The sequence below is a fragment of the Microbacterium aureliae genome (genome assembly GCF_054780155.1).
In genome coordinates, this window is sequence record NZ_BAAGWW010000002.1 from 623144 (window position 1) to 647554 (window position 24411).

Sequence of the window (24411 nt, forward strand, 5' to 3'; positions counted from 1 at the left end):
CCCACCCCCACCCGCCGTACGCTGGACGCGTGGAGCCCGATGCCCTCTTCGCCGCCGCCCGCGCGCGGCTCTCGGGGTCGGACGCGCCGCGCGAGGCCCTCGGGGAGCAGGTCCAGCCGCGACGGCTGCTCGGCATCCCGCGGGCGCCGCGCATCGTGCCGGCCGGGACGGCGTGGCACCTCGGGGTGGTGCTGCTGACCGAGGATGCGGCGCTGGCCACCGGCGACGTCGTGCGGGCCAGAGCCGAGGCGCGGCGCGGGTACACCGCCGAGTCCCAGCGGGACCGCGCGGCCCTCGCCGCCGCCGCCTCGCGCGGCGGCTTCGCCGACGGAACGCCGGTCCACATCGGCTGGCGCCCGGTCGACGAGGCCGGCATCCTCGTGGTACGCGACGGCGTCCCCCACGTGCGCTGGAGCGCGGCGGGGGGCTGGCGCCCGCTCGACGCCTATCTCGACGAGCGCATCGAGCTGTTGCAGCACCCGCCCGCCGGATCGACATGACCGCGCCGCGACCCGGTGTCAAGCCTGTACACGCAGGCGGCGGCATCCGTAGATTCACCTCATGAACGACTCGTCGCGTGACGTCGTCCGCCAGATCGGAGTCATCTCGGCGGCGGTCTTCATGCTCATCGCCGCCATGGTCGGCACGGGCGCCTTCGGCGGCACGCCGGTGCAGGACCTGCAGGACGGCGCCCTCGACGCCGACGGCTCGTACCTCGCCCCGGCCACCCAGGCCTTCTCGATCTGGTCCGTCATCTACACCGGGCTCCTCGCGTACACGGTGTGGCAGGCGCTGCCGTCGCAGCGGGCCGACGGGCGCCAGCGCTCGCTGGGGTGGTGGATCGCCCTGACGATGGTGCTGAACGGTCTGTGGCTGGTAACCGCGCAGTTCCTCACGCTGCCCCTGACGGTCCTCATGATCGCGCTGCTGGCGGCGCTGCTGGCGGCCACGTTCCGCCGCACGGTCGTGGTCGCGCCCCCGCGGGGCTTCCTCGACCGGGCGCTGATCGACGTGGTGACGGGCCTCCACCTCGGGTGGGTCACGCTGGCGACGGTGGCGAACACGACCGCGTGGCTGACGCAGGCGGGCGACGAGTCGTGGGCGCGCGCCGCGAACTTCTGGGGCGTGACGGTGCTGATGGCGGTCGCCGTCATCGGCGTGGCCATCCCCGCGATCTCGGGCCGCCTCTCACCGGCGCTGGCGATGTCGTGGGGCCTGGCCTGGATCGCCGCAGGCCGCCTGGTCTACGAGCCGCCGAGCGCGATGATCGGCTGGACGGCGGCGGCCGTCGCCGTGGCCATCCTCGCGGCCGGCCTGGCGTTCTCGGTGCGGGCTACGCGCGAGGGCCGCTCGGGGAAGGGCCGAATCGGCGCGCGAAGCGTCGCAGCAGCTCGGTCGGTTCGTTGACGGATGCCGCGAGCACCCTCGCGGCCACGGCGTCGAACGCCCCGGAGTCGAAGTAGCCGTCGTTGCGGTACACCGTCATCCGCTCGACGAAGGCCTCGGGGGTCGGCTCGGGGTGGAACTGCGTCGTGTACAGCCGGTCGCCGACCCGGTAGGCCTGCACGGGACACGCGTCGTTGCGGGCGAGCTGCACCGCGCCGGCGGGGAGCGTGCTCGTCCCCTCTTTGTGGGCGGTCAGCGCGTCGAACCGCGCGGTCAGGCCACCGAAGAGGGGATCCGTGGCGCCGGCTTCGGTCAGCTCGACCGCCGCGGGCCCGGTGTCCTCGGGGAATCCGCGGCTGACCTCGCCGCCCAGCATCCGGGTCACCACGCCGATCCCGAAGCACGTGAACATCGCCGCGGGGCCCGCGCCCCCGGCGACGGCGGCGGCGATCTGCTCGAGGCCGGACTCCACGCGGCGCTGGGCGTCGGTCTTGGAGCTCTCGGGGTCGGTGACGTTGAAGGGGCTCCCGCCGACGACGACGCCGCTGAAGCGGTCGGCGAAGTCTGCCGGCACCGTCTCGGTGACGAGGTCCAGCCGGCCCAGCTGCCCGGGCTCCAGGCCCATGGCGGTACGGAAGGACTCGTACTCGGCGTGCGCGGCCTGCTGCTGCGGCCGCACGCACACGTAGAGCAGCGGCGCGGTCGTCATGCGCCCGATTCTATTTCGGCGGCGTCGCGCCCCGGCGGGGCGGCCGTAGCCGTTCGTCACGTGCCGGCATCCGCGAAGTCGTGACGCGCGATGTATCAGCGACCCCCTACCGCACTCTGTATCGGTGTGGACACAATGGGCGTCATGACGCACGCGGGGCCGGGCGTACCCGACGAACCGGTCGAGCCGCCGCGCTGGCAGCAGGCGGCGGTGCTCTTCGTGCGCTGGCGCGAGGGCGACGCGCGGGCGATGGACGCCCTCGTCAGGCTCATGTCGCCGCCGCTGTGGCACGTCGTCCGCGCCTACGGGCTGGACGCCGCCCTCGCTGAGGACGTCGTGCAGACCACGTGGATGACGCTGGTGCGCCGCCACGAGTCGATCCTCGACGCCCAGGCGGTGTCGGGGTGGCTCACGATGTGCGCCAGACGCGAGGCGTGGCGCGTGGGCAAGGCGCACCGCCGCGCCGACGCGACCGAGGTCGCCTCGCTCGAACCGCATCTGCCCGTCCACGAGTCGGCCGAGGACACGGCCGCGACCGATGACGAGAGTCGCCGCCTGTGGGGGGCCGTGGGAACGCTCGACGAGCGCTGCCGCCGGCTGCTTCGCATCGTGGCTTTCGAGGAACGCCCCGACTACGCCCGTATCGCACAGGACCTGTCGATGCCGGTGGGGTCGATCGGGCCGACCCGGCAGCGGTGCCTGGGGAAGCTGCGCACCGCTCTGGCCGGGTCCGGGTTGAAGGAGGACGACCATGGACACTGAAGACTTCGCCGCCGACGCCGCGCTCTTCGCGCGGCTCCGCCGCATGTGGCAGCAGGTGGATCCCGTTCCGGCGGATCTGGTGGACCGCATGGTCGCCGCCGTCGCGGTGGCGGACCTGTCAAGGGAGTACGCCCTGCTGACCCTCGTCGAAGGATCCGCGCTCGAGGCGGTGCGCGGCGAGGCCGACACCGCGACGCTGCAGTTCAGCGACGGCACCACCAGCGTGCTGCTGCACGTGACGGCCACCGAGGGCGGCGGGCGCCGCATCGACGGCTGGACGGATGCCGAAGCCCTCGCCATCCGCATCGTGCAGGGCGAGCGGGAGTGGGCGGCCGAGCCGAGCGAGCACGGCCGCTTCGCCTTCGACGAGCTGCCGGCCGGGGTGTCGCGCCTTCGCATCGCGGTGCGAACGACCGAGGGTGGCGTGCGGGAGTTCCAGACCCCGCAGTTCGAGGTGTGAGCGGGCGGCATGACGGGGTCGTCCGGCGAGAGCAAGGGGGAGCACATGGGCTGGCGTGACAGCGAGACGCTGCGGATCGCGGAGCTGGATCCGGCCGGCGAGCCGAAGGGGACGGTCTTCCCGACCCTGTATGTCGCCGACGAACTGCTGCTGGACCCCGCGCGGTTCGCGGCGAATGCGGGCGGAGGCATCGAGGAGCTCGCCGAGGCCGCGGGCTGGCAGCTGGAGTACCCGGGGCTGTCGGCGCCACTGCCGGAGTGGACCGAGCGGTCCACCGGCGAGGCGCAGTCCGTCCTGGCCCGGATCTCGACCGTCGAGGGCAGGCCCGCCCCGGCGGCGACGCCCGATGCGTGGCAGCTGCTGCGCCAGGCGCGCCTGAACGGCACGGCCGCCGGCGTCAGCCTCAATCACGTGCTGAGCGTCGATTCGATGGGGCTGAACCCGTTCAAGGCGAACCCGTTCAAGGCCAATCCGTTCAAAGCGAACCCGTTCAAAGCGAATCCGTTCAAGGCCAACGCCGCCGGCGTCGGGATCGACAGCTACGCCTCGCTCGGCTTCGGCGGCCGCCAGCCGGTGGCCTTCGTCGGCCCGCACCCCGCGCGCCCGTCCCGCAAGGACGGTCCGGTGGTGGCGGTGCTGGACACGGGCTGCGGCACGCATCCGTGGCTCGGCCCCGAGGTCCGCATCCGGCCCTTCCTGCCGGGCGGCGAGCCCATCGGTCTCGACGACCCCGCGACCGACCCCGAGAAGCATCCCGCGCTCGGCCAGCCGCTGGACGGCTTCCTCGACGACGCCGCCGGTCACGGCACGTTCATCGCCGGACTCATCCGTCAGCAGTGCGCGGATGCCCGCATCCTCGCCGTGCGGATCGCGGACGGCGACGGCGTCATCCTCGAGAGCGAGGTCATCGCCGCGCTCGGCCGCCTGCTGCAGTTCGCGGCCGAGCGGGAGCCCGTCTCGGTGCTGAACCTGTCGTTCGGCTTCTTCCACGAGACCCCGGAGGACCCGCAGACCATCTCCGAGATCGCGAGCCTTCTCGCGCGCCTGCGCGAGCGGGAGTGCGTCGTGGTGTGCTCGGCGGGGAACGAGGCCACCGACCGGCCGACGGTGCCGGCCGCCCTCGCCCCGGAGGATCCCGGACACCTCGCGGTCGGGGCCCTGAACCCGTCGGGCACCTCGGTGGCGATGTTCTCCAACGTCGGCGACTGGGTCGACCTGTACGCGCCCGGCGTCTCGCTGGTGTCCGCCGTCCCGGTCTCGTTCAACGGCAGCGTGCAGCCGGGCCTCCGCGACGACCGCTTCCACCGGCGTCGTGAGACTCTCGACGCCGACGACTTCAGCGCCGGCTTCGCCGTCTGGAGCGGGACGTCGTTCGCGGCGCCCGTCGTCGCCGGCAGGATCGCGCGCCGGCTGGCCGACGGCCTCACGTGGGACGAAGCGGTCTCACGGGTCGCCGAGGAGCTCGCGAAGGACGACCACTCGCGCGAGGGGTGACAGTCGGTCCATGCTGAGGGGATGACGCTCTCGGCGCAGGAGCTCTACAAGCGCGGTCGCGCACACCTGAACGCCGGCCGCAACGCCGCCGCCCGTCGTCTGCTGCTGCGCGCCGCCGAGCGCACCGACGACCCCGACCTCATCGCCCGCATCGACGGCTCCCTCGCCGCCCTCGTCATCCGACAGGGCGACCCGCAGACGGCGGAGCGGATGTGCGCGGACGCTCTGAGCCGCCCGGGTCTCTCGCGCGCGACCTCGGCGATGCTCGAGGGTCAGCTGGGACTGCTCGCCCTCGAGCGCGGGGACCTGGCCGCCGCGATCGCCCGGTTCGACCGCGGCATCGCGGGTATCGGCGAGGACCGCGAGCACCGCACGCCGATGCTCATCAACCGCAGCGTCGCCCACATGCAGGCGGGGCACTTCGCCTCGGCGCGCGCCGACCTGGAGCGCGCGGCCGCCGATTACGCCGCCGCCGGCGACGACGTCGAGCGGGCCATGGCCGTCCACAACGCCGGGTACGTGTCGCTGCTGGAGGGAGACCTCGTCCGCGCCCTGGCGGCGATGGCCGAGGCGCGCGCGGTGATGGAGCAGGCGTCGGCGGTGAACGCCGCGATCTGCGACCTCGACCGGGCAGAGGTCCTCCGCGATGCCGGACTCACCACCGAGGCCGAGCAGTCGCTCGAGCGGGTCGCGCGCGTCTTCGGGGCCCATCGCATGCAGCAGGCGCGCGGCGAGGCCGAACTCCACCTCGCCCGGTCGCTGCTGGCGCACGACCCCGCCCGCGCGGCGAAGGTCGCCGCCGCCGCGGCACGGCGCTTCCGCACCGTCGACAGCGAGGCGTGGGCGGCGCGCGCCGACGGCGTCCGCGTGAGGGCAGAGCTCGCCGAGGGCGTCGTCGATCGTGACGGGATGCCGGCCCCCGCGTCGCGGCGCACGCCCGGCGCCGACGAGATCGCGGAGGTCGCCCGGGCGCTGCGCGCCCACGGCCTCGCCGCCGACGCCACCGCGGTGGAGCTCGCCGGACGCCTGCGGGGCGCGACCGACGGCGGCCGCCGCCGGGCGCCCGGCCGGCTCCCCGCCGCCGCGCCGATCGATGTGCGCCTGCTCGCCCACCGCGTCGCGGTGCGGTCATCGCTCGACGCCGGGCGCGAGACCGAGGCCCGCCGCCGCGCCGCGGCAGGTCTGGACGAGCTCGCGCGGTGGCAGTCCGCGTTCGCGAGCCTCGACCTGCAGAGCGCGGTGGCGGTGCACGGTCTGCCCCTGATGATGGCGGGCCTGTCGTCGGCGATGCGCACCGGGCGCGCCGACGTGCTGTTCGAGTGGTCGGAGCGGGCGCGGCATTTCAGCCAGCGGGTGGTCCCCGTGCGGCCGTCCCCGGATCCCGCCGCCGCCGCCGACCTCGCCGAGCTGCGGTCGCTGCGCGCCGAGTCGGGACCGGGCGACTGGCTGGCCACTCCCCGCGCGGCGGAGCTCCACGACCGCGTGCGGCGCCGGCAGTGGAGCGCGACGGGGTCCGACGGACTCGACGACCACGTATCGATGGCAGAGCTCGCCGCGATGCTCGACGACGACACCGCCGTCCTCAGCTACGTGTGGAGCGCCGAGCGCGTGGCGTGCGTGGTGGTGACCTCCGGCGGAGCCGTCGTCCGCGAGATCCCGGAGTGGCCGCGCGTGCGCGCGGTGTCCGCCGGGCTCCGGGCGGACCTCGACGTGAGCGCCGCCGTGCGCTCGGGGCCGCTGGCCGCCGCCGTGCGGGCATCGCTCGAGGACCGGCTGGGGGTTCTGTCGCGGGTGCTCATCGCTCCGGCGCTCGCCGGCATCGCGCAGCGCCGTCTCGTGATCACCGCGCCGGGCGTCCTCAACGGGATGCCGTGGGCCATGCTCCCGGACCTGCGGGGCCGCGTGTTCACGGTGGCGGTCTCGGCGTCGCGGTGGGCCCGGGCCGACCGCGGAGCACGGCTGCGTGCGACGGCGGGGTTCGCCGTCGGACCGCGCGTCGCGCGCGGCGCCGAGGAGATCGAGCGGGCGGCGCGCGCGTGGGGGACGCCGCCGACGCTGCGGGACCAGGCGGCGAGCGTCGACGCCGTCACGCGGCTGGCGTCGCGGGTGGATGTGCTCCACGTCGCCGCCCACGGACGCCACGCGGTGGACAACCCGCTGTTCTCGGGCCTCGAGCTCGCCGACGGCACGCTGTTCGGCTACGACATCGACCGCGTCGCCGCCGTGCCGCAGACCGTCGTGCTGTCGGCGTGCGAGGTGGGGCGATCCTCGGTGCGCTGGGGCGAGGAGGCGCTGGGGATGACCCGGGTGTGGCTGCACGCCGGCGCGGGGTGCGTGATCGCGGCGCCGGTGGTCGTCGCCGACGACCATGCCTGCGAGCTGCTCGGCGCTCTGCACGACGAACTCGCCCGCGGCGCCGAGCCGGCCGAGGCGCTCGCCGCGGCATCCGGGCGCACCGGCGTCACGGCACCGTTCCAGGCCCACGGCGCCGGGTTCTGAGGCTTCTCGAAGAATTTCCGCACGCGGTGTATCAGGGTGGTGCCGCACGCCTCTTGATCATCGGAGCGACCATGCAGCCCGCCCTGTGGGGGGGAGTGAGCACTGGGGGCACCGACGATCCTGGGGGGCGCGGGGGGCGCGATCGTCGGGTCGCTCCCGGGGGATGTCGGAGAGACCCAGGTCCGCGACATCCCCCGTTCCGCGCGCTCAGCGCGAGGAGTTCGCGGTGCGTCCCCGCACGATCCCGACGAAGATCTCGACGAGCTCGGTGGCGCCCTCCGCCGGCCACGCCAGCGCGACCGTGGAGGTCGGTCCGTCGGTGAGCGGGCGGTGGGCGACGTCCTTGCGGGCGTGCAGGCGCGCGAGCGACATCGGCACGATCAGGATGCCGACCCCCGCCGCCACAGTGGCGACGGCCTGCTCGGTGTCCTCGGGCGGCGCGAACGACGGGGTGGTCCCCGACGGGACGCTCACCCCCAGGACGTCGTCGCGCGGCGTGACGACGATCTCGCCCGCGAGGTCGTCGAGGGTGAGCTCGTCCGCGGCGGTCAGGTGCGAGTCGGCGCCGGTGACCACGACGGGGATCTCGTCGTAGAGGCGGATGACGTGCAGGCCCTCCGCGGCGACCGGCAGGCGCACGAGGGCGGCGTCGACGTCGCCCTCGGCGAGCGCGCGATCCTGGTCGGCGACGGCCAGCGGATGCAGGACGAGCTCGACGCCCGGCATCCGTTCGTGCCACGTGTCGATCCACCGGCCGGGGGTCGCCCCCGGGATCACGCCGAGGCGGAAGGGACCCGCGGGAAGAGGTGCCGGCTCGGCCCGGGCGGGCTGCGGCTTCTGCTTCGGGCGGGTAGACGGTTGGGGGGATTTCGCCGCTCCGCGGGACCCGCCGCCGGCGCGGGTGCCGCGCGAGGATCGGCGGGGTCCGCCGCGGTGAGCCATGGCGTTCAGCGTACCCCCGGTGCTGCGGCGCGGATCACGGCGTCCCGCATGCGGCCCAGAGCCCCGCATCCGCACGTCGGGCCTCGGCCTCGGCGGCAGCGAGCACCGACGCGTAGGCGTCGTTGGGCTCGACGACCAGCGACGTGGCGTAGCCGCCGGCGATGAGCGCGTGGTTGACGAAGCGGCCGTCCTCGGTCCACAGGTAGAGCAGTGCCCGGTCGTAGCGGTCGGCGGGCTCGGCGTCGAGCGCCGCCCAGGCCGTCGCTCCCTCGGGCAGCAGTCGGGCCAGCAACGCGGTGGCCTCGTGGCCGCCGCACTCGAGGTCGGGGTACACCTCGGGGGTGTCGATGCCGATCAGGCGGACCGGGACCGACTCGCCGGCGGGGATCCCGGCCAGCGGCTCGGTCAGCGTCGCCCGGACGGTGTCGCCGTCGGTGATGCGGTCGATGCGCACCGGGAAGGAATCGGCGGGCACGGGCACGGGACCGGCGAGGTCGCCGGTCCCGGCGGCGCCGGGGGCGTCCACACGGTCGCTCGTCAGAACGACAGCGACCCCCAGCAGCGCGGCGAGGATGAGCACACTCGCCAGTGCCAGGGGTCGTTTCACAACCGGAACGATAGCGGTGGCCGCCGACGTTCCGGGGATCTCACGCAGCCAGACGCAGTCCCCGTCGGTCGGTGGCGACGCGCTCGCCGTCGCCGATCGTCTCGTCGTCGCCGATGAGCGAGCCCACGGCCACGCGCGCGCCCTCTCCCACCTGCGTGCGGATGCCGATCTTCGAGCCGGCGCCGATCGCGGCCTTCGGGCCGATGTGCGCGTGCGGCGCGATCATCACCTCGGGGCCGATGACGGCATCCGATTCGATCCACGCACCGCGGCACACCCGGGCGCCGGCGGCGACCTGCACACCCGGTTCGATGTACGCGCCCGCTTCGATGACGGCGCTCGGGTGCACCTTCGCGCCATGCGCGATCAGACCCCGGCCGTTGGCGTGCTTGCGGTAGCGCAGCGTCTCGCCCTGCTCATTCTCGATGTCGACGTAGTTCTTGCCCACGATTCCCTCCTCCGGCGCAGACGGTGTCGAGTAAAGGTGAAACCCGGCACTGTGCTTATTCATTCCCCCGCATCGACCGTTCTGGATGCACGGTCTTGCAGGTTGTTCGGCAAGGGAGTATGCGCGGATTGCATTCGCGCCACGGTGTGCGCCCGACCGGGTGTTCCGGACACATCGACCGGTGCACGACTAGGCTGATCCGAAGCCGAAGAAGGTCGCGAGAGGGGTCGACGCCGTGTTCGAGCGCGCTGAGGAGCGAGCGGGCCAGACGGATCGTCCGGCAGCGCGCATCGCCACCGAGAACCTGCCCACCGTGCGCGAGGTCATCGCGCTCGACGCCGTCGCCGCCGGCGTGCCCGAAGTGGTGGTCGGAGGGGACCTGCTGGATGCGCCGGTGCGGTGGCTGCACGTGTCCGACAACGCCGGCGTCGGGCGCCTGCTCTACGGCGGCGAGCTGCTGCTGTCGACGGGCACGTCGTGGCCCGAGAATCCCGGCGAGCTGCGCGAGTTCATCTACGAGCTCGCCGACGCAGGAGTGTCCGGGGTCATCCTCGAACTCGGCACCCACTACCACCGCACGCCCGCGGTCGTCATCGAGGCGGCGCGGGAGCGCGACCTGGCGCTGGTGATCCTGCACCGCGAGCTGAAGTTCGTCAACATCACCGAGGCCGTCCACCGCCGCATCATCACCGGGCAGACCGACGCGCTGCGCGCCCGGGACGAGGTGCGCGAGCGCTTCACCGCGCTCGCGCTGCGCGGCTCGCCGGCCGACTTCATCGTCCACCAGCTCGGGCAGACCCTCGCCGCTCCCGTGGTGCTCGAGAACCTCGGCCACGAGGTCGTCGCCGCCGAGGTGCCGCTCTCGCTCGAGGACGAGCTGTTCACCGACTGGGAGCTGCGGTCCCGGGCCGCCCACCGCCGCGCCGCGCAGCGGCGCGAGAGGGGGTCGGCCGCGGCCGACGACGACTGGATGGTCATCCCGGTCGAGGCGCGCGGCATCCGATGGGGTCATCTGCTGGCGTTGCCGGGGCCCGAGCACGCCGCCGGGCGCACCTCGGTGCTCGAACAGGGCGCGATCGCGCTCGCGGTGGGCCGGCTGGCCGACGGAGACGCGGACGAATGGGGCCGCATCGCGCGCCGCCGGCTCGTGGACGGGCTGCTCGCGGGACGGTTCGCGGGACTCGGGGGAGCGGCGGCGCGGCTCGAGGCTGCCGGTCTGCCGGTTCGCGGTTCGCGGCTCTACGGCGTCGTGATCAGCGGCGCCCCCCTCGCCGCCGACGGCGCCGAGGCGGCCGCGCGCGCCCTGCGCGGCCGGGTGCTGTCCGGCTCGGCGCCGGACGGAGTGGCCTCGCCCGCTGCGGCGCTGCTGCTGGCGATCCCCGAGGAGGTACCGTTCGACGACGACGCGGCGCTCGCCTTCGCCCGTGCCGCGATCGACCCGGGCGCCGACGGCGAGCGCGCCGTCGTCTCGGTCGGGCGCGCCGGCGCCGACATCGATGCCGCGCTCGTCTCGCTCCACGAAGCGGTCGACCTGGCACGGGGCCGCCGGCGCCGGTCGGGGCGCGGCCCGCAGCTGCGCCGCGCCGAGAACCGTCCGCTGGTGCAGCTGGTGACTGCGCTCCGCGACGACCACCGGGTGCTCGATCACGGCGAGCGGATGCTGGAGCCTCTCATCGTGCACGACCTGGCGCGGGGCGGCGACCTGCTCGACGTCCTCGAGGCGATGCTCGCCCACCCCGGCAACCGGACCGCCGCCGCCTCGGCCTCCCACCTGTCGCGGTCGGTGTTCTACCAGCGCATCGCCCTCATCGAGGAGCTCCTCGGAGTGGACCTCGACGACGGCGAGACGCAGACGGCGCTGCACTTGGCGCTCCTCGTCCGCCGGAGCGCGGGCCGCTGAGCGGCCGCCCTCAGGAGTCGAAGCCCAGCCCCAGGGCGTCGAGGGTCTTCAACAGCAGGTTGCGTCGCCCGCGGTCGTGGTCGGCGCGATCCAGCGACCACCGCGTGGCGTTGATGCCCACGGATGCCGCCGGCTCGGGCGGGAAGGGCAGGGGGCGGCGCCTGACCATCTCGAGCTCGGTGCGCTCGGTGGGCCGGCCGTCGAGCAGATCGAGCATCACCTCGCCGGCGAAGCGCGCGGCGCCCACGCCCAGCCCGGTGAACCCGGCGGCATAGGCGACGCGGCCGCGACGCGCGGTGCCGAAGAACGCGCAGAACTGCGTCGAGGTGTCGATCGCGCCGGCCCACCGGTGCGAGAACCGCAGGCCCTCGAGCTGCGGGAATGTCGTGAAGAAGTGGCTCGCGAGCCGCCGGAAGGACTCCGGGCGGTCCTCATACGCCTCCCGCACGCGACCGCCGGCGTGGTAGATCGCGTCGTAGCCGCCGAAGAGGATGCGCCCGTCCTGGGTTGGCCGGTAGTAGTGGAATTGGTTGGCCATGTCGCCGATGCCCTGCCGGTCCCGCCAGCCGACGGCATCCCACTGCTCGGGGGACAGCGGCTCGGTCATGAGGACGTAGTCGTACACGGGCACCGTCATCAGGGCGTTGCGGCGCAGCAGCGACGGGAAGACGTTGGTGGCCAGCACCGCCCGGTCGGCGGTCACGGCGCCGTCGGCGGTGACCACGCGCACCCCGGGCCCGCTCGTGTCGAGCGCCCGCACCGGGGATCGTTCGAACACGGTCGCCCCGCGCTCCTCGGCAGCGGCGGCCAGCCCCGCCGCCAGGCGCGCCGGATGCAGGATCGCGTTGCTGCGGGTGTGCCACACCGCCCCGAGGTAGGTCGGCGAGGCGACCGATGCGCGCACGGCGGACTCGTCGAGGTAGACGGTGCCGGGCCCCGCCCCCTCGAGCTCCTCGTGGAGCCAGGCGAGCTGGTGGGGCTCGGTGGCGACGTCGAGCGCGCCGACCCGCTCGAACTGCGCGTCCACCCCCCACCGCGCGAGGTCGGCTTCGAACGCATCGAGGTTGGCCATCCCCAGCTCATCGAGCCGGTCGATCTCGTCCGGCCAGCGGCGTGCGCCGTTGTCGCGGCCGTGCGTCAGGCTCGCTTCGCAGAAGCCGCCGTTGCGCCCGGACGCCGCCCACCCCACCGTCCGCGCCTCGACGATCGCCACGGTGATCCCCGGGTCGCGCTCGAGGGCGTGCATCGCCGTCCACAGGCCGGTGTAGCCGGCCCCCACCACGACGAGGTCGGCGGTGTGCTCGCCGACGAGCGGGGCGCGGCCGGGCCGCAGGCCGGCCGGCAGGTCGTCGAGCCAGAACACGCCCTGCCGCGTGGTCTCGAGGCTGGAATCGATGACGGATGCCGTCGGCCGGTGACGTTCGAAGACCGTGGTGCCCACGGCTATCACTTCCTTGGTTCAGTGCGGGTCGGTCGCGGGGATGATCATGCGTCGGCTGCGGCGTGTACGCGCTCGCCCTCGACGAAGGTCTGCAGCACGCGCGTCGCGCCGATCTCATCTGCCGGGCCCGCGAACGGGTCGCGGTCGAGCAGCGCCAGGTCGGCGTAGGCGCCCGGACGGATGGTGCCGGTGACGTGGTCGAGATGGTTCACCCACGCCGACCCGGCGGTGTACGCGGTGAGCGACGAGGCGAGGTCGATGGCCTGCTCGGGAAGGAAGGGCTCGTACTCCCCCTCCTCGAAGCCGGGCGCCGCCGTGCGGTTCACCGCCGTGTGAATCGCCGCCATCGGATCCGGCGAGCTCACCGACCAGTCGCTGCCGGCGGCCAGCACAGCGCCCGAGCGCAGGAGGTCCCCGAACGGGTACTGCCAGGCGCTGCGCGGCTCGCCGAGGAACGGCAGGGTGAGCTCGACCATCTGCGGCTCCAGCGTCGCCCACAGCGACTGCATGTTCGCCGCGACGCCGAGGCTCCGGAACCGCGGGATGTCGTCCGGGTGCACCACCTGGATGTGCGCGATGTGATGCCGGTTGTCCCCGCGCCCGTTCCGGCGCAGCGCCTCTTCGACGGCATCCAGGCACTCCCGCACCGCGCGGTCGCCGATGGCGTGGAAGTGGACCTGGAAGCCCTCGGCGTCCAGCAGCGGGACGGCCTCGCGCAGGATCTCGGGAGGGACGAACGAGATGCCCGAGTTGTCGGTGGGGTGGTGGTGGCCGTCGTGATACGGCTCCAGCATCGCGGCGGTGAAGTTCTCGGCCACGCCGTCCTGCATGATCTTCACGCTGGTCGCGGCGAAGCGGCCGCCCCGGTAGCGCTCGCGGCGCTCGAGAAGGCTGGGGAGCTGCTCGATGCCCCGCGTGCGGTCCCACCAGATGGCGCCGACCACGCGCGCGGTGAGGGTGCCGTCTGCGGCGGCCTTCAGATACGCCGGCCCCGGGTCGCCGGCATCCCCGTAGCTGCCGACGATGGCATCCTGCCAGGCGGTGATCCCGAACGAGCGCAGGTGGCGCTGGCCGACCAGCAGCGCCTCGGTCAGGCGCTCCACCGGCTCCTCGGGGAGCAGCCGGTTCACCAGCGACATCGCACCCTCGTGCAGGGTGCCGGTCGGCTCGCCGTCGGCGTCGCGCTCGATGCGCCCGTCGGCGGGGTCGGGGGTGCCGCGGTCGATGCCCGCCAGGCGCAGCGCGACCGAGTTGACCCACGCGCCGTGGCCGTCGCGATTGGGGAAGAACGCCGGCCGGTCGGGCACGGCGCGGTCCAATGCGGCGGCGGCGGGGGTTCCGCCGGGGAAGGCCGACATCTGCCAGCCGCCGCCGAGCACCCACGGCTCGCCGGGCCGGGATGCCGCGTACGCGGCGATCGCGTCGAGGTACTCCGCCGCGGTGTGCAGCGCCGACAGGTCGCACCGCAGCATGTCCAGCCCGCCCCACACGGGGTGGACGTGGGCGTCCTGGAAGCCGGGCACGAGCATGCGGCCGGCGAGGTCGACCACCTCGGTGCGGGGGCCGATGAGGTCGCGCACGTCATCGCCGCCGACGGCGATGATGCGCCCGCCGCGGACGGCGACGGCGTGCGCGCGGGAGCGGACGGTGTCGGCGGTGAACACCGGCCCGCCGGTGAAGACCAGGTCGGCGTCGGTCATCGGGTCATCCGCCCGTCATCGTGCGGGCGATCTGGGTGGCGTTGTCACCGGCCCGCTTGAGCACGAGGGCGACGAGCGCGAGGGCGACCAGCGTCAGCAGCAGCATGATGGTGGACACCGCGGCGATCTCGGGGCGCAGTCCCGACCGGACGGCGCTCAGGACGTACACCGGCCACGGCGTCGTGCCCGAGACCTGCACGAACGCGGCGATGATCGTGTTGTCGAGGCTGAGGGTGAACGCCAGCAGGAAGCCGGCGAGGACGGCCGGCATCGCCAGCGGCAGCGTCACGCGGCGGAAGGTGGCGATCGGCTTGGCGTACAGATCGCCCGAGGCCTCTTCGAGGTTCGCGTCCTGCCCGACGAGCCGGGCGCGGACGATGTACGACACCACCGCCGTCGCGAACAGCGATGAGCCCACCGACAGGCGCACGATGCCGTCGTTGAACATCGACAGGCCGAGGTCCTGACCGAGGAAGACCATCCACGGCAGCAGGGCGACGGCGTCGACGATCTCGGGGGTCACCGACACGAACAGCAGCAGGCCCAGGAACCACCACGTCCACTTGCCGGGATGCCGCGCCATCGCGATCCCGGCGAGGGTGCCGAGCGCGGTGGCGATGATCGCCGCGATGAAGGCGGTGATCAGCGACACCCGCACGGCGCTCTGGATGGCGGGCTTCTCGAGGATCGTCAGGAACGCGTCGATCCCGAAGCCGTCCCACGCCACCAGCAGGCGGCCGGTGTTGAAGGAGTAGATGACGATCACGATGATCGGCGCGAACAGGAAGAGCATCACCAGGACGCCCCACACGTTCATCGCGATGTCGGTCCACGGGCGCCGCACGATGCGGCTGCGCCGGTTGGGCCCGCTGGCGCCCTCGCGCCGCAGGAACGACTCGGTCTTGGTCTGGCTCACGTGGTCACCTCGGCGGGGGTCTTCGCCGGCTCGGCGGTCGCGGCATCCGCCCGGCCCTCATCGGCCGGGCCGAGCTCGAGGCGGTTGCGCAGGCGGAAGGGCAGGGTCGCCAGCCACAGGATGAACCCGGCGACCGCGATGGTGAGGGTGATGACGAGCATCAGCACGACGGCCATCGCCGAGCCCAGCGCCCAGTTCTGCGCGGTCTGGAACTGGCTGGCCACCAGCTGGCCCACCATGTTGCCCTTGGCGCCGCCGAGGACGGTGGCGGTGATGTAGTCGCCCATCAGCGGGATGAACACCAGCAGGACGCCGGCGATGATGCCGGGCTGCGACAGCGGCAGGGTCACCCGGAAGAACGTGGCGATCTTGCCGGCGCCCAGGTCCTTGGACGCCTCGCGCAGCGCCGGGCCGACCCGGTCGAACGCGACGAACAGCGGAAGGATCATCAGGGGCAGGTAGTTGTAGACGACGCCGATGAGGACGGCCGTGCGCGAGTACAGGATGTCCAGCGGCCCGCCGATGAGACCCACCGTCTGCAGGAAGTCGGACACCGCGCCCTCGGGCGAGAGGATCACCTGCCAGCCGATCGTGCGGACGAGGAAGTTCGTCCAGAACGGGACCAGGACGAGCGCGATGAGCAGACCCCGCCGCTGGGGCTTGACCTTGAAGGCCATCCAGTACGCCACGGGGGCGCCGATGAGGAAGCAGATGATCGTGCCGAGGACGCCCACCCACAGGGTGTTCTGGAAGGTGGCGAAGAACGTCGGCGACATCGCCTCGACGTAGCGGTCGAAGGACAGCACGTCGTTGGCGTGCGTGCCGAAGATGCCGGGCTTGTAGCCGAAGCTGAACCACACCACCATCAGCACCGGCGCGACGAAGAAGAGCAGGAGCCACGTCCAGGCCGGAACGGCGAGCGCGGCTCCTGCCGAGCGGCTACGCACCAGCGGCGGCCTTCATCTCGTTCCAGATCTCGACGCGGCGCGACTGCGAGTCGTTGAGCACCTGCTCCTTCATCGTCGAGATCTGCTCCGGCGTGAAGAAGATCAGGTCGAGCAGTTCGAGGCCCTCGTCGGCGGCCGCCTGCTCCATGTCCTTGCCGCCGACGTTGTACCCGATGTAGTCGAGGTTCAGCATGAGGTTCTCGGGCGACATCGACCAGTCGATGAACGCGTGCGCGGCCTCGGGGTGGGGCGCTCCGGCGGCGATGGCCCAGTTGTCCATCCACAGCTCGGTGATGGGGCCGGGCAGCACCCACTGCCAGCGCTCGGGCTCGCTGGATTCCATGAGGCCCAGGCGCGCGTCGCCGTTCCAGCACTGCATGAGGGCGTGGGTGCCCTGCGGCAGGGCGTTGCTGCCGGCGTACGAGTCGAAGGCCGTGATGTGCGGCGCGATCGTCTTCACCAGGAAGTCCGCGCATGCGTCGAGCTCTGCGGGGTCCTCGGTGTTCCAGTCCATGTCGTTGGCCCAGAAGTACGCGCCGAGGATACCGGCGGGGTCGTCGGACATCGAGGTGCGGCCGCTGGCCTCGTTCTGCGCCGCGTCGAAGAAGTCGCCCCACGTGGTGAGCTCGCGCGTGATGACGGTCTTGTCGTAGACGAATCCGGTCGTCCCCCACGCCTTGCACACCGAGTACTCGTTCTCGGGGTCCCACGCCCGGCCGAGGTAGGCGGGGTCCATGTTGGACATGTTGGGCAGCAGGTCCTTGTTGAATGGCAGCAGCAGGCCGTTCTCGATCATCTGCGGGACGAAGACGCCGGTCGGGACGACGATGTCGTAGCCCGACGTGCCCTTCGCGGCGATGAGCTTGGCGATGAGCTCCTCGTTCGAGCTGTACGAGTCCAGCGTGACGCGCGGACCGAGCTCCGACGTGAAGGACTCCACGACCTCGGGCGAGTCGTAGTCGCCCCACGTGTAGACCGACAGGCTGTTCTCGAGGTTGCCGCCGGTCGCCTGCGGCTGCGGGGAGTTCCCGCCGCCCGCGCTGCACGCGGCGAGGAAGGCGGCGCCGCCGGTCATGGCCGCGAGCCCCAGGAAGCGGCGGCGCGACAGCTCGCGCAGGATCGTGGGGGCGCTCCCCTCGGGGGCGAGGATGCGGAGGGGATTGCGAGGATCGGTCATCGGGATCTCCTGGGGTCGGGCGGGGTGGGCAGGGGTGGGGGCGGCGGGTCAGCTCGTGGGCGGCGCGACGTATCCGCCCTCTTCGGCGGCGGTGTCGTCGAGGGGGAACAGCAGTACGTGCTCGGCGGCCCACGTGCACACGACGGGGTCGTCGACGCGGAGCGAGGGCGCATCCGGCGTGGGGCGGCGGACGATCAGGCTCTGGTCGTCGCCGAGCCGCACGAGGTACTGCATGGTGTCGCCCAGGTGCGAGATGCCGATGAGGCGGCCCCGCGCGCTGTTCGGGCGCGAGTCGGGCTCGCCGGTGTCGGCCGCGATCCGGATGTACTCCGGCCGCACCGCCGCCTCGCCCGTGCGACGACCCGCGAGCACCGCGGACGCGCCCCGCGCGAGGACGTGCGGCGTGGCCACCGCCGCCCCCGACTCGGCCACCTCGCCGCGGAAGAAGTTCTGCTGCCCCACGAACGCGGCCACGTACGCCGAGGCGGGGCGCGCGTAGACGGTGTCGGCGTCGGCGAGCTGCTCGATGCGTCCCGCCCGCATGATCGCGATGCGGTCGCTCATCGACAGCGCCTCGCCCTGATCGTGCGTGACGAAGACGAACGTGATGCCCAGCCGCGACTGCAGCAGCTTCAGCTCGAGCTGCATCTCTTCGCGCAGCTGGCGATCCAGCGCCCCGAGCGGTTCGTCCAGCAGCAGGACGGCCGGGCGGTTCACGAGGGCGCGCGCGAGTGCGACCCGCTGCTGCTGGCCGCCCGACAGCTGCGTGGGCTTGCGGTCGCCGAAGCGTCGCATCTGCACCAGGTCGAGCGCTTCGCTCACCCGATCGCGGATCTGGCTCTTGGGCGTCCGGCGCTGCTGCAGGCCGTACGCGACGTTCTCGGCCACCGACAGGTGGGGGAAGAGCGCGTAGGCCTGGAAGACGGTGTTGACGTCGCGGCGGTACGGCGGGACGCCGAGGACGGATTCGCCCGAGATGCGGATGTCTCCGGCATCCGGGTTCTCGAAGCCCGCGATCATGCGCAGGGTCGTGGTCTTGCCGCACCCGGACGGCCCGAGGAACGAGATGAACTCGCCCGGCCGGATCGACAGCGACAGGTCGTCGACGGCGACGGCGTCGCCGTAGCGCTTGGTGACGCCGTCGAGCTGGACCGATCCCCGTGCGCCCGCCGTGCCCGCGGCGTTCGCCGTCCCCGTCTCGGTACTGGTTCCGGTGGCCGTGGTCACGTGGGCGGTCCTCCTGATCGCGGCGGGCGACGGCGCCCGGCGTGGATGTTTGGGTCATTCAATACACGGCGCGCGCGGCGGTGCAATGGTTCGGCTGTCGAACCGGACGATCCGGGGCCTCATCCGAGCGCGCCCGACAATCCGTCCGGCATCCCGTAACGCCGTGGAAACCCCGGCGTTTCATCGGTGGCACGTGCGTCTGCTCCGGCGCCGCGGCGGCGATGCCGACAAATCGTCCGTCAGCCCTCGCGTGCGGGACCGGGCTGGCACCGCGGGCACCAGAAGGTGTTGCGCTCGCGGGTGGGGTCCGCGCCCAGCGATCCGCTGCGGATGCGGGTGCCGCAGCGCCGGCACGCGCGATCCTCGCGCCCGTACACCCAGGTCGACCGTCCGGCCCGGGTGTCCCCGGTGAAGGTGCGCCCCCGCCGATCGCGGTTCGCGCGGATCATCCGCGCGCCGACATCGACGATCGCCGCGGTGTCGGTCGCCGAGGCCGGCACATCGGGGCGGGTGCCGCGGACGAAGAGGATCTCGTTGACGTACTCGTTGCCGAACCCGGCGACGTTGCGCTGGTCCAGGAGCGCGACGTGGACGGGGCGGTCGTCGGCGGCCAGGCGCCGAGCGGCCTCTGCCGGGTCCCACGAATCCGACAGCGGATCGGGGCCGAGATGGCCGATGAGGGTGTCCTCGTGGCGGGTGGGGACCACGGCGATGTCGGCGAGGTCGAAGCCGACGGTCTCCCACTCGGTGCCGTCGGGCCGCCTCGCGCAGATGATCGCGCGGGCGGTGTGGGCCTGGCGCCGCCACCGCTCGCCCGGACGGTAGATGTCCCAGCGCCCCTCCATCTTCAGGTGGGAGTGCAGCGTCAGATCCCCGATGCGGTGCAGCAGGTGCTTGCCGCGCGGCACGACCGCGCGGACGACCTGCCCGGTGAGATCGACGGTCGCCGCCTGCGGCACCCGCAGCTCGAACCTGGTGACGGTCGCTCCGGCGAGCACCTCGTCGAGCCGTCGGGCGGCACGGTAGACGGTGTCGCCCTCAGGCACGCGCCGCCTCCCGCGCGGCGTCGCCCGCCGTCAGGCGGCGGAGGGTGAGCCCCCGGGGCGATTCGACGAACCCGGCGTCGCGCAGGGCCTGCCCGACGGGCGTGCCGTAGACGAAGGCCCCGTTCACCTGCTCGATCGTGAGGGTGTCCAGGCGGCGCCTGCGGGCAGTCGCGGCGAGATCCGCGGCTGCCGCGGCCAGCCGGTCGGCGTCGTCGGTGAACGCCAGCGCCGACTTCCCGCCGCGCTCCAGATACAGCGTGAGGAAGCCGTCGACCAGCCCGACCAGGGCTCCCGCCTTGCGGCCCGGACGGTGCGAGACCCCCTCGAGCGCCGGCCACGACAGCGCGGCGCCGTAGGGATTCGCCGGATCGGTGGCGGCGAGCGTCACGGCACGGTGCGGCGGCGGGTCACCGGCAGAGGCGAACTCCCGGATGCGGTCGATCGTGGCGGACGCCGCGAACTGCGCGGCGCCCAGCTTCTCGATGATGTAGCCCCGGCGGCAGTGCCCGGCCTCCTCGAATCCGGCGAGGACGCGGTAGGTCTGCGCGAAGCCGCCGGGCACCGACTCGGCCTGCACCGATCCGCGCGTGACGACGCCGTAGCGGTCCAGCAGCAGGCTCGCCGTCGCGGTGGCCCGCAGGGCGGCGTCGGCCTCGGGCGCCGGCAGCAGCGACCACCGCCCGCCGATCGCCGAGGGCCGGGCGGGAACGGACGCGGCGACCGTCCGCACCGCGGCGCCCCGGTACATCCGGGCCCGGGGCGCGCGCCGCGCCGTCCGGTGCGCCGTGCGTCCGCCCGCCAGGAGGGTCCGCACGGGGGCGAAGGTGTCGTTGGTGACGCGGCCCGCCCACGTCAGCCGCCACAGCGACTCGATCACCGACTGCTCGTTCTCGGCATCCGCCAGGGTCTTCAGCTGGGCGGCGAAGTACGCCCCACCGCCCTCGAGGGCGGCGACGAGGCGCGCGTCGAGGGAATCCGGGGCGAGCTCCTCGTCCGGCTCGGGCAGTGTGAACGCCGCGCCGTCTGCCGGATGCAGCGCGATCCAGCCGTCGCGCCCCGGCAGGCTGCCGTGCCCCGACCATACGACCTCGCCGGTCGAGGTCAGCTCGTCGAGCATCCCCGGTGCGTAGTCGGCGACGCGGGCGGGAAGGATGAGCGACTCCCAGGCGCTGGCCGGCAACGGCACCCCGGCCAGCTGCTCGAGGACCGCCGCGACGCCGTCGACCCCGTCGAGCGGCCTCGTCACGTGCTGCCACATCGGCAGGAAGCGGGCGAAGGCGTCCTGCGGTACCGGCTCGACGCTGCCGCGGATGGCCGCGAGCGAGCGCATCCGCAGGCGGCGCAGCACCTCGGCGTCGCACCACTCCATCTCGTCGTCGCCGGTTCCCGCGGGCAGGAAGTAGCCGCTGGCCAGCCGTCCCTGCGACTCCAGGCGCTGCAGCGTGTGCCGTGCGACGGCGGTGCCGACGCCGAGGCGTTCGGCGACGGCATCCGTCCGGAACGGCCCGTGGGTGCGCGCGTAGCGGGCGACGAGGTCGCCGAGCGGGTCGTCGAGGGGCTCGAGGAAGGCGTTCGGGATGCCGACGGGCAGCGCCGCGCCCAGCCCGTCGCGCAGCCGGCCGGCGTCCTCGATCGCCGCGACGCGGGTGCGGCCGGCCACCGTCACCGGGATCGCCCGCCGCGCGGTGACGAGCTCGTCCAGAAGCGCCGCCGCGTCGCCCTCGGCGGCGGGCGCCGCGTCGCCCCCGTCGACGGAGTCGTCGCCCGAGGGGGCGTCGGCGGCGCCGGCATCCGAGCGCAGGCGCAGCGCGACCTCGGCGGCGTCGAGCGGGCCGAGCAGTCGCAGCAGGTCCGCGACGCCCTCGACGCCGCGCACCCGGCGCTCGGGGGCCAGGCGCTGCGCCTCGCGCTCGAACTGCGCGATGACGTCCGGGTCGAGCAGCTCGCGCATCTCGACCTTGCCCAGCAGCTCTCCCAGCAGCGCCGGGTCCACCGACAGCGCCGCGGCACGGCGCTCCGCCAGCGGCGAGTCGCCCTCGTATATGAACGCCCCGACGTACCCGAACAGCAGGTCGCGGGCGAACGGCGAGGGCTGCGAGGTCGTCGTCTCGACGAGGCGGATGCGGCGCTCGCCGATGCCGCGGACGAGCGTCAGCAGGGCGGGCACGTCGTAGACGTCCTGCAGCACCTCGCGCAGGGTCTCGAGGATGATCGGGAACGTCGGGTAGCGGCGGGCGACCTCGAGCAGCTGCGCCGAGCGCTGGCGCTGCTGCCACAGCGGGCTGCGACGACCGGGGTTCCGGCGGGGCAGCAGCAGGGCGCGGGCCGCGCACTCGCGGAACCGCGACGCGAACAGCGCCGAGCCGCCGACCTCGGCGGTGACGATCTGCTCCAGCTCGTCGGGGTCGAAGACGAACAGCTCGGCTCCGGGCGGTTCGGCCGTGGCGTCGGGGATGCGCGCGATGATCCCGTCGTCGCTGGCCACGGCCGAGCCTTCGACGCCCAGGCGCTCGCGGATGCGGGCGTTGACCGCGAGAGCCCACGGCGCATGCACCTGCATCCCGTACGGCGAATGCAGGATCACGCGCCAGTCGCCCACCTCGTCCCGGCTGCGCTCGACGGTCAGGCTGCGGTCGGTCGGCAGAGTCCCGGTGGCCTCGCGCTGCTCGGCGAGGTAGGCGGTGAGGTTGCCGATCGCGCGGTCGTCCAGCCCCGCCTCGCGCAGCCGCTCCTGCGCTCGCGCGGGCTCGGCTGCCGAGACCTCGCGCGAGAAGGCGCCGAGGGCCTCGCCGAGCTCGGCGGGACGGCCGATGCCGTCGCCGTGCCAGAACGGCAGCTTGCCGGGCTGGCCGAACGCCGGCAGCACGTTCACGCGGTCGTGGGTGATCTCGACGATCCGCCAGCTCGTCGTCCCGAGGGTGAAGACGTCGTTCACGCGGGACTCGTACACCATCTCTTCGTCGAGCTCGCCGACGCGGGCGTTCTGGGATTCGCCGGCGATGAAGACGCCGAACAGGCCGCGGTCGGGGATGGTGCCGCCGCTCGTGACGGCGATGCGCTGCGACCCGGGGCGGCCGGTCAGGGTCCCCGCGTCGCGGTCCCACACCACGCGCGGACGCAGCTCGGCGAACTCGTCCGACGGGAAGCGCCCGGCGATGAGGTCGAGCGTGGCCTCGTACGCCGACCGCGGCAGCGAGCGGAACGGCGCGCTGCGCTTGAGGGTCTCGAACCAGCCCTCGACATCGATCGGCCCCAGCGCGCACGCGGCGACGGTCTGCTGGGCCAGGATATCCAGCGGGTTCTGCGGGATCGAGATCGCCTCGATGCGGCCGGCCAGCATGCGCTCGGTGACGATCGCGGTGTGAAGCACGTCGCTGCGGTGCTTCGGGAACAGCGCCGCCCGGCTGACCTCGCCGACCTGGTGGCCGGCGCGGCCGATGCGCTGCAGTCCGGATGCCGCGCTCGGCGGCGCTTCGACTTGGATGACCAGATCGACCGCCCCCATGTCGATGCCGAGTTCGAGGCTGCTGGTCGCGACCACGCAGCGCAGCACGCCGGACTTCAGCTCCTCTTCGACCTGCGCCCGCTGCTCCTTCGAGACCGACCCGTGATGGGCCTTGGCGAGGACGGGCGCGGCCCCCGCGCTCGACCCCGCCTGCGCCATCATCGCCGCCGGCGGCCCGCCGTCCCCGCCGGGCCGCTCGAGGCCGAGCCGCTCCTCGTAGATCTCGTTGAGCCGGCCGGTGAGCCGTTCGGCGAGGCGGCGTGAGTTGCAGAACACGATCGTCGAGCGGTGCGCGAGGATGCGCTCCACGATGGCCTCTTCGACGTGCGGCCATACCGAACCGGTGGCCTCGGACGCGGCGGCACGGCCCCCGCCCCCGCCCCCGCCGTCTGCGAACCAGTCCTCGGCGGCGGACGCGGCATCCATCCCGCTGTCGGCCGCGACGCCGTCGACCGCGGTGCCCGGCGGAGGCGGCGGGTTCAGCATGTCCTCGACGGGGACCACGACGTCGATGTCGAACGCCTTCGTGGCGCGGGGAGCCACGATCTCGACCGGGGCCGCCCCGCCCAGGAACCGCGCGACCTCGTCGATGGGGCGCACGGTCGCCGACAGTCCGATGCGCTGCGCAGGAGCGCCGTGCGGATCGTGCTCGCGGCGCAGCGCGTCGAGCCGTTCGAGGCTCACCGCCAGGTGGGCGCCCCGCTTCGTGGCGGCGACCGCGTGGACCTCGTCGACGATGATCGTGTGCACGTCGCCCAGGGTCTGCCCCGCCTGGCTCGTGAGCATGAGGTACAGCGACTCGGGCGTGGTGATGAGGATGTCGGGCGGGGCCTGCACGAGCTTCCGCCGGTCCGCCGAGGAGGTGTCGCCCGAACGGACGCCGACCGTGATGTCGGGGACGGCGATCCCCAGGCGCCGGGCGGCCTGGCCGATGCCCACAAGAGGGGAGCGGAGGTTGCGCTCGACGTCGACCCCGAGCGCCTTCAGCGGTGAGATGTACAGGATGCGCGTGCCCCCGGCATCCGGCTCGGACTTCTCGCGGAACACCCGGTCGATGGCCCACAGGAACGCCGACAGCGTCTTGCCCGAACCCGTCGGGGCGACCACGAGGGCGTGGCGGCCGGCTGAGATCGCCTGCCAGGCGCCGGTCTGCGCGTCGGTGGGGCCCGAGAACGCGCCGCGGAACCAGTCCTGCGTGGCGGGACCGAACCGCTCGAGCACATGGGCCATGCCCCCATCTTCGCC

At 73.4% G+C, this 24411-nt stretch carries 19 protein-coding genes; 7 read left to right on the top strand and 12 right to left on the bottom strand.

Features of this window, described 5'->3' with window-relative positions; translation table 11 throughout:
- Window positions 1-29: 29 nt before the first annotated feature.
- Together ACYVF4_RS09055 and ACYVF4_RS09060 are read left to right on the top strand one after the other, a co-directional pair.
- Window positions 30-500 carry a glutaminase gene (locus ACYVF4_RS09055; protein WP_460723100.1) on the top strand — a complete coding sequence of 157 codons (471 nt, stop codon included), beginning with the start codon at window positions 30-32 and terminating at the stop codon, window positions 498-500.
- Window positions 501-561: 61 nt separating this feature from the next.
- Window positions 562-1407 (top strand): tryptophan-rich sensory protein, encoded by an 846-nt coding sequence (locus ACYVF4_RS09060; protein WP_460721895.1) that lies wholly within the window; start codon window positions 562-564, stop codon window positions 1405-1407.
- Here the strand turns inward: ACYVF4_RS09060 and ACYVF4_RS09065 are convergent.
- Complete coding sequence (locus ACYVF4_RS09065) at window positions 1334-2095, bottom strand: glutamine amidotransferase-related protein (RefSeq protein ID WP_460721896.1); 762 nt, start codon at window positions 2093-2095, stop codon at window positions 1334-1336. The two genes, ACYVF4_RS09060 and ACYVF4_RS09065, sit on opposite strands and share 74 nt — an antisense overlap.
- 144 nt (window positions 2096-2239) lie before the next feature.
- On the opposite strand from ACYVF4_RS09065, the gene ACYVF4_RS09070 reads away from it, so the two are divergent.
- The 4 genes from ACYVF4_RS09070 to ACYVF4_RS09085 are packed head-to-tail and all read left to right on the top strand — an operon-like array spanning window position 2240 to window position 7310.
- Entirely contained in the window at window positions 2240-2857 is a 618-nt protein-coding gene (locus ACYVF4_RS09070) for an RNA polymerase sigma factor (RefSeq protein ID WP_460721898.1), read from the top strand.
- A complete protein-coding gene (locus ACYVF4_RS09075) occupies window positions 2847-3317 on the top strand; it encodes a hypothetical protein (protein WP_460721900.1) in 471 nt (156 codons plus the stop codon). The genes ACYVF4_RS09070 and ACYVF4_RS09075 overlap by 11 nt, the downstream gene beginning before the upstream one ends.
- Window positions 3318-3326: 9 nt before the next feature.
- Window positions 3327-4811, top strand: coding sequence for a S8 family peptidase (locus ACYVF4_RS09080; protein WP_460721902.1), 1485 nt, complete (start codon window positions 3327-3329; stop codon window positions 4809-4811).
- A gap of 21 nt (window positions 4812-4832) precedes the next feature.
- Window positions 4833-7310: a CHAT domain-containing protein gene (locus ACYVF4_RS09085; RefSeq protein ID WP_460721904.1), complete on the top strand. Its 2478-nt coding sequence runs from the start codon at window positions 4833-4835 to the stop codon at window positions 7308-7310.
- A 207-nt stretch (window positions 7311-7517) separates the two neighbouring features.
- Here the strand turns inward: ACYVF4_RS09085 and ACYVF4_RS09090 are convergent, their stop codons facing one another.
- Genes ACYVF4_RS09090 through ACYVF4_RS09100 form a run of 3 tightly spaced genes read right to left on the bottom strand, consistent with a single transcriptional unit; the run spans window position 7518 to window position 9307 of the window.
- Window positions 7518-8321, bottom strand: coding sequence for a LysR family substrate-binding domain-containing protein (locus ACYVF4_RS09090; RefSeq protein WP_460721906.1), 804 nt, complete (start codon window positions 8319-8321; stop codon window positions 7518-7520).
- Window positions 8287-8859, bottom strand: a complete 573-nt coding sequence (locus ACYVF4_RS09095) for a thermonuclease family protein (RefSeq protein ID WP_460721908.1) — start codon at window positions 8857-8859, stop codon at window positions 8287-8289. Before ACYVF4_RS09095 ends, ACYVF4_RS09090 begins: the two co-directional genes overlap by 35 nt.
- 40 nt (window positions 8860-8899) lie before the next feature.
- On the bottom strand, window positions 8900-9307 hold the full coding sequence (locus ACYVF4_RS09100) for a transferase (RefSeq protein ID WP_460721910.1): 408 nt from the start codon (window positions 9305-9307) through the stop codon (window positions 8900-8902).
- A 235-nt stretch (window positions 9308-9542) separates the two neighbouring features.
- Between ACYVF4_RS09100 and ACYVF4_RS09105 the strand changes: the two genes are divergently transcribed.
- Window positions 9543-11207 (top strand): PucR family transcriptional regulator, encoded by a 1665-nt coding sequence (locus ACYVF4_RS09105; protein ID WP_460721912.1) that lies wholly within the window; start codon window positions 9543-9545, stop codon window positions 11205-11207.
- Between the two features lie 10 nt (window positions 11208-11217).
- Here the strand turns inward: ACYVF4_RS09105 and ACYVF4_RS09110 are convergent, their stop codons facing one another.
- The 8 genes from ACYVF4_RS09110 to ACYVF4_RS09145 all read right to left on the bottom strand — a co-directional run bounded on the left by ACYVF4_RS09110 (window position 11218) and on the right by ACYVF4_RS09145 (window position 24396).
- A complete protein-coding gene (locus tag ACYVF4_RS09110) occupies window positions 11218-12648 on the bottom strand; it encodes an NAD(P)/FAD-dependent oxidoreductase (protein WP_460721914.1) in 1431 nt (476 codons plus the stop codon).
- 44 nt (window positions 12649-12692) lie between these two features.
- Entirely contained in the window at window positions 12693-14348 is a 1656-nt protein-coding gene (locus ACYVF4_RS09115; RefSeq protein ID WP_460721916.1) for an amidohydrolase, read from the bottom strand.
- Between the two features lie 4 nt (window positions 14349-14352).
- The gene (locus ACYVF4_RS09120; RefSeq protein WP_460721918.1) at window positions 14353-15264 is read right to left on the bottom strand and encodes an ABC transporter permease; all 912 of its coding nucleotides are present in this window, start codon (window positions 15262-15264) and stop codon (window positions 14353-14355) included.
- A complete protein-coding gene (locus tag ACYVF4_RS09125) occupies window positions 15261-16211 on the bottom strand; it encodes an ABC transporter permease (RefSeq protein WP_460721920.1) in 951 nt (316 codons plus the stop codon). Before ACYVF4_RS09125 ends, ACYVF4_RS09120 begins: the two co-directional genes overlap by 4 nt.
- Window positions 16204-17388 carry an ABC transporter substrate-binding protein gene (locus ACYVF4_RS09130; RefSeq protein WP_460721922.1) on the bottom strand — a complete coding sequence of 395 codons (1185 nt, stop codon included), beginning with the start codon at window positions 17386-17388 and terminating at the stop codon, window positions 16204-16206. The genes ACYVF4_RS09125 and ACYVF4_RS09130 overlap by 8 nt, the downstream gene beginning before the upstream one ends.
- A gap of 48 nt (window positions 17389-17436) precedes the next feature.
- Window positions 17437-18615 carry an ABC transporter ATP-binding protein gene (locus ACYVF4_RS09135; protein WP_460721924.1) on the bottom strand — a complete coding sequence of 393 codons (1179 nt, stop codon included), beginning with the start codon at window positions 18613-18615 and terminating at the stop codon, window positions 17437-17439.
- Between the two features lie 239 nt (window positions 18616-18854).
- A complete protein-coding gene (locus ACYVF4_RS09140; protein ID WP_460721926.1) occupies window positions 18855-19661 on the bottom strand; it encodes a DNA-formamidopyrimidine glycosylase family protein in 807 nt (268 codons plus the stop codon).
- Window positions 19654-24396, bottom strand: coding sequence for an ATP-dependent helicase (locus tag ACYVF4_RS09145; RefSeq protein ID WP_460721928.1), 4743 nt, complete (start codon window positions 24394-24396; stop codon window positions 19654-19656). The genes ACYVF4_RS09140 and ACYVF4_RS09145 overlap by 8 nt, the downstream gene beginning before the upstream one ends.
- Window positions 24397-24411 lie beyond the last annotated feature (15 nt).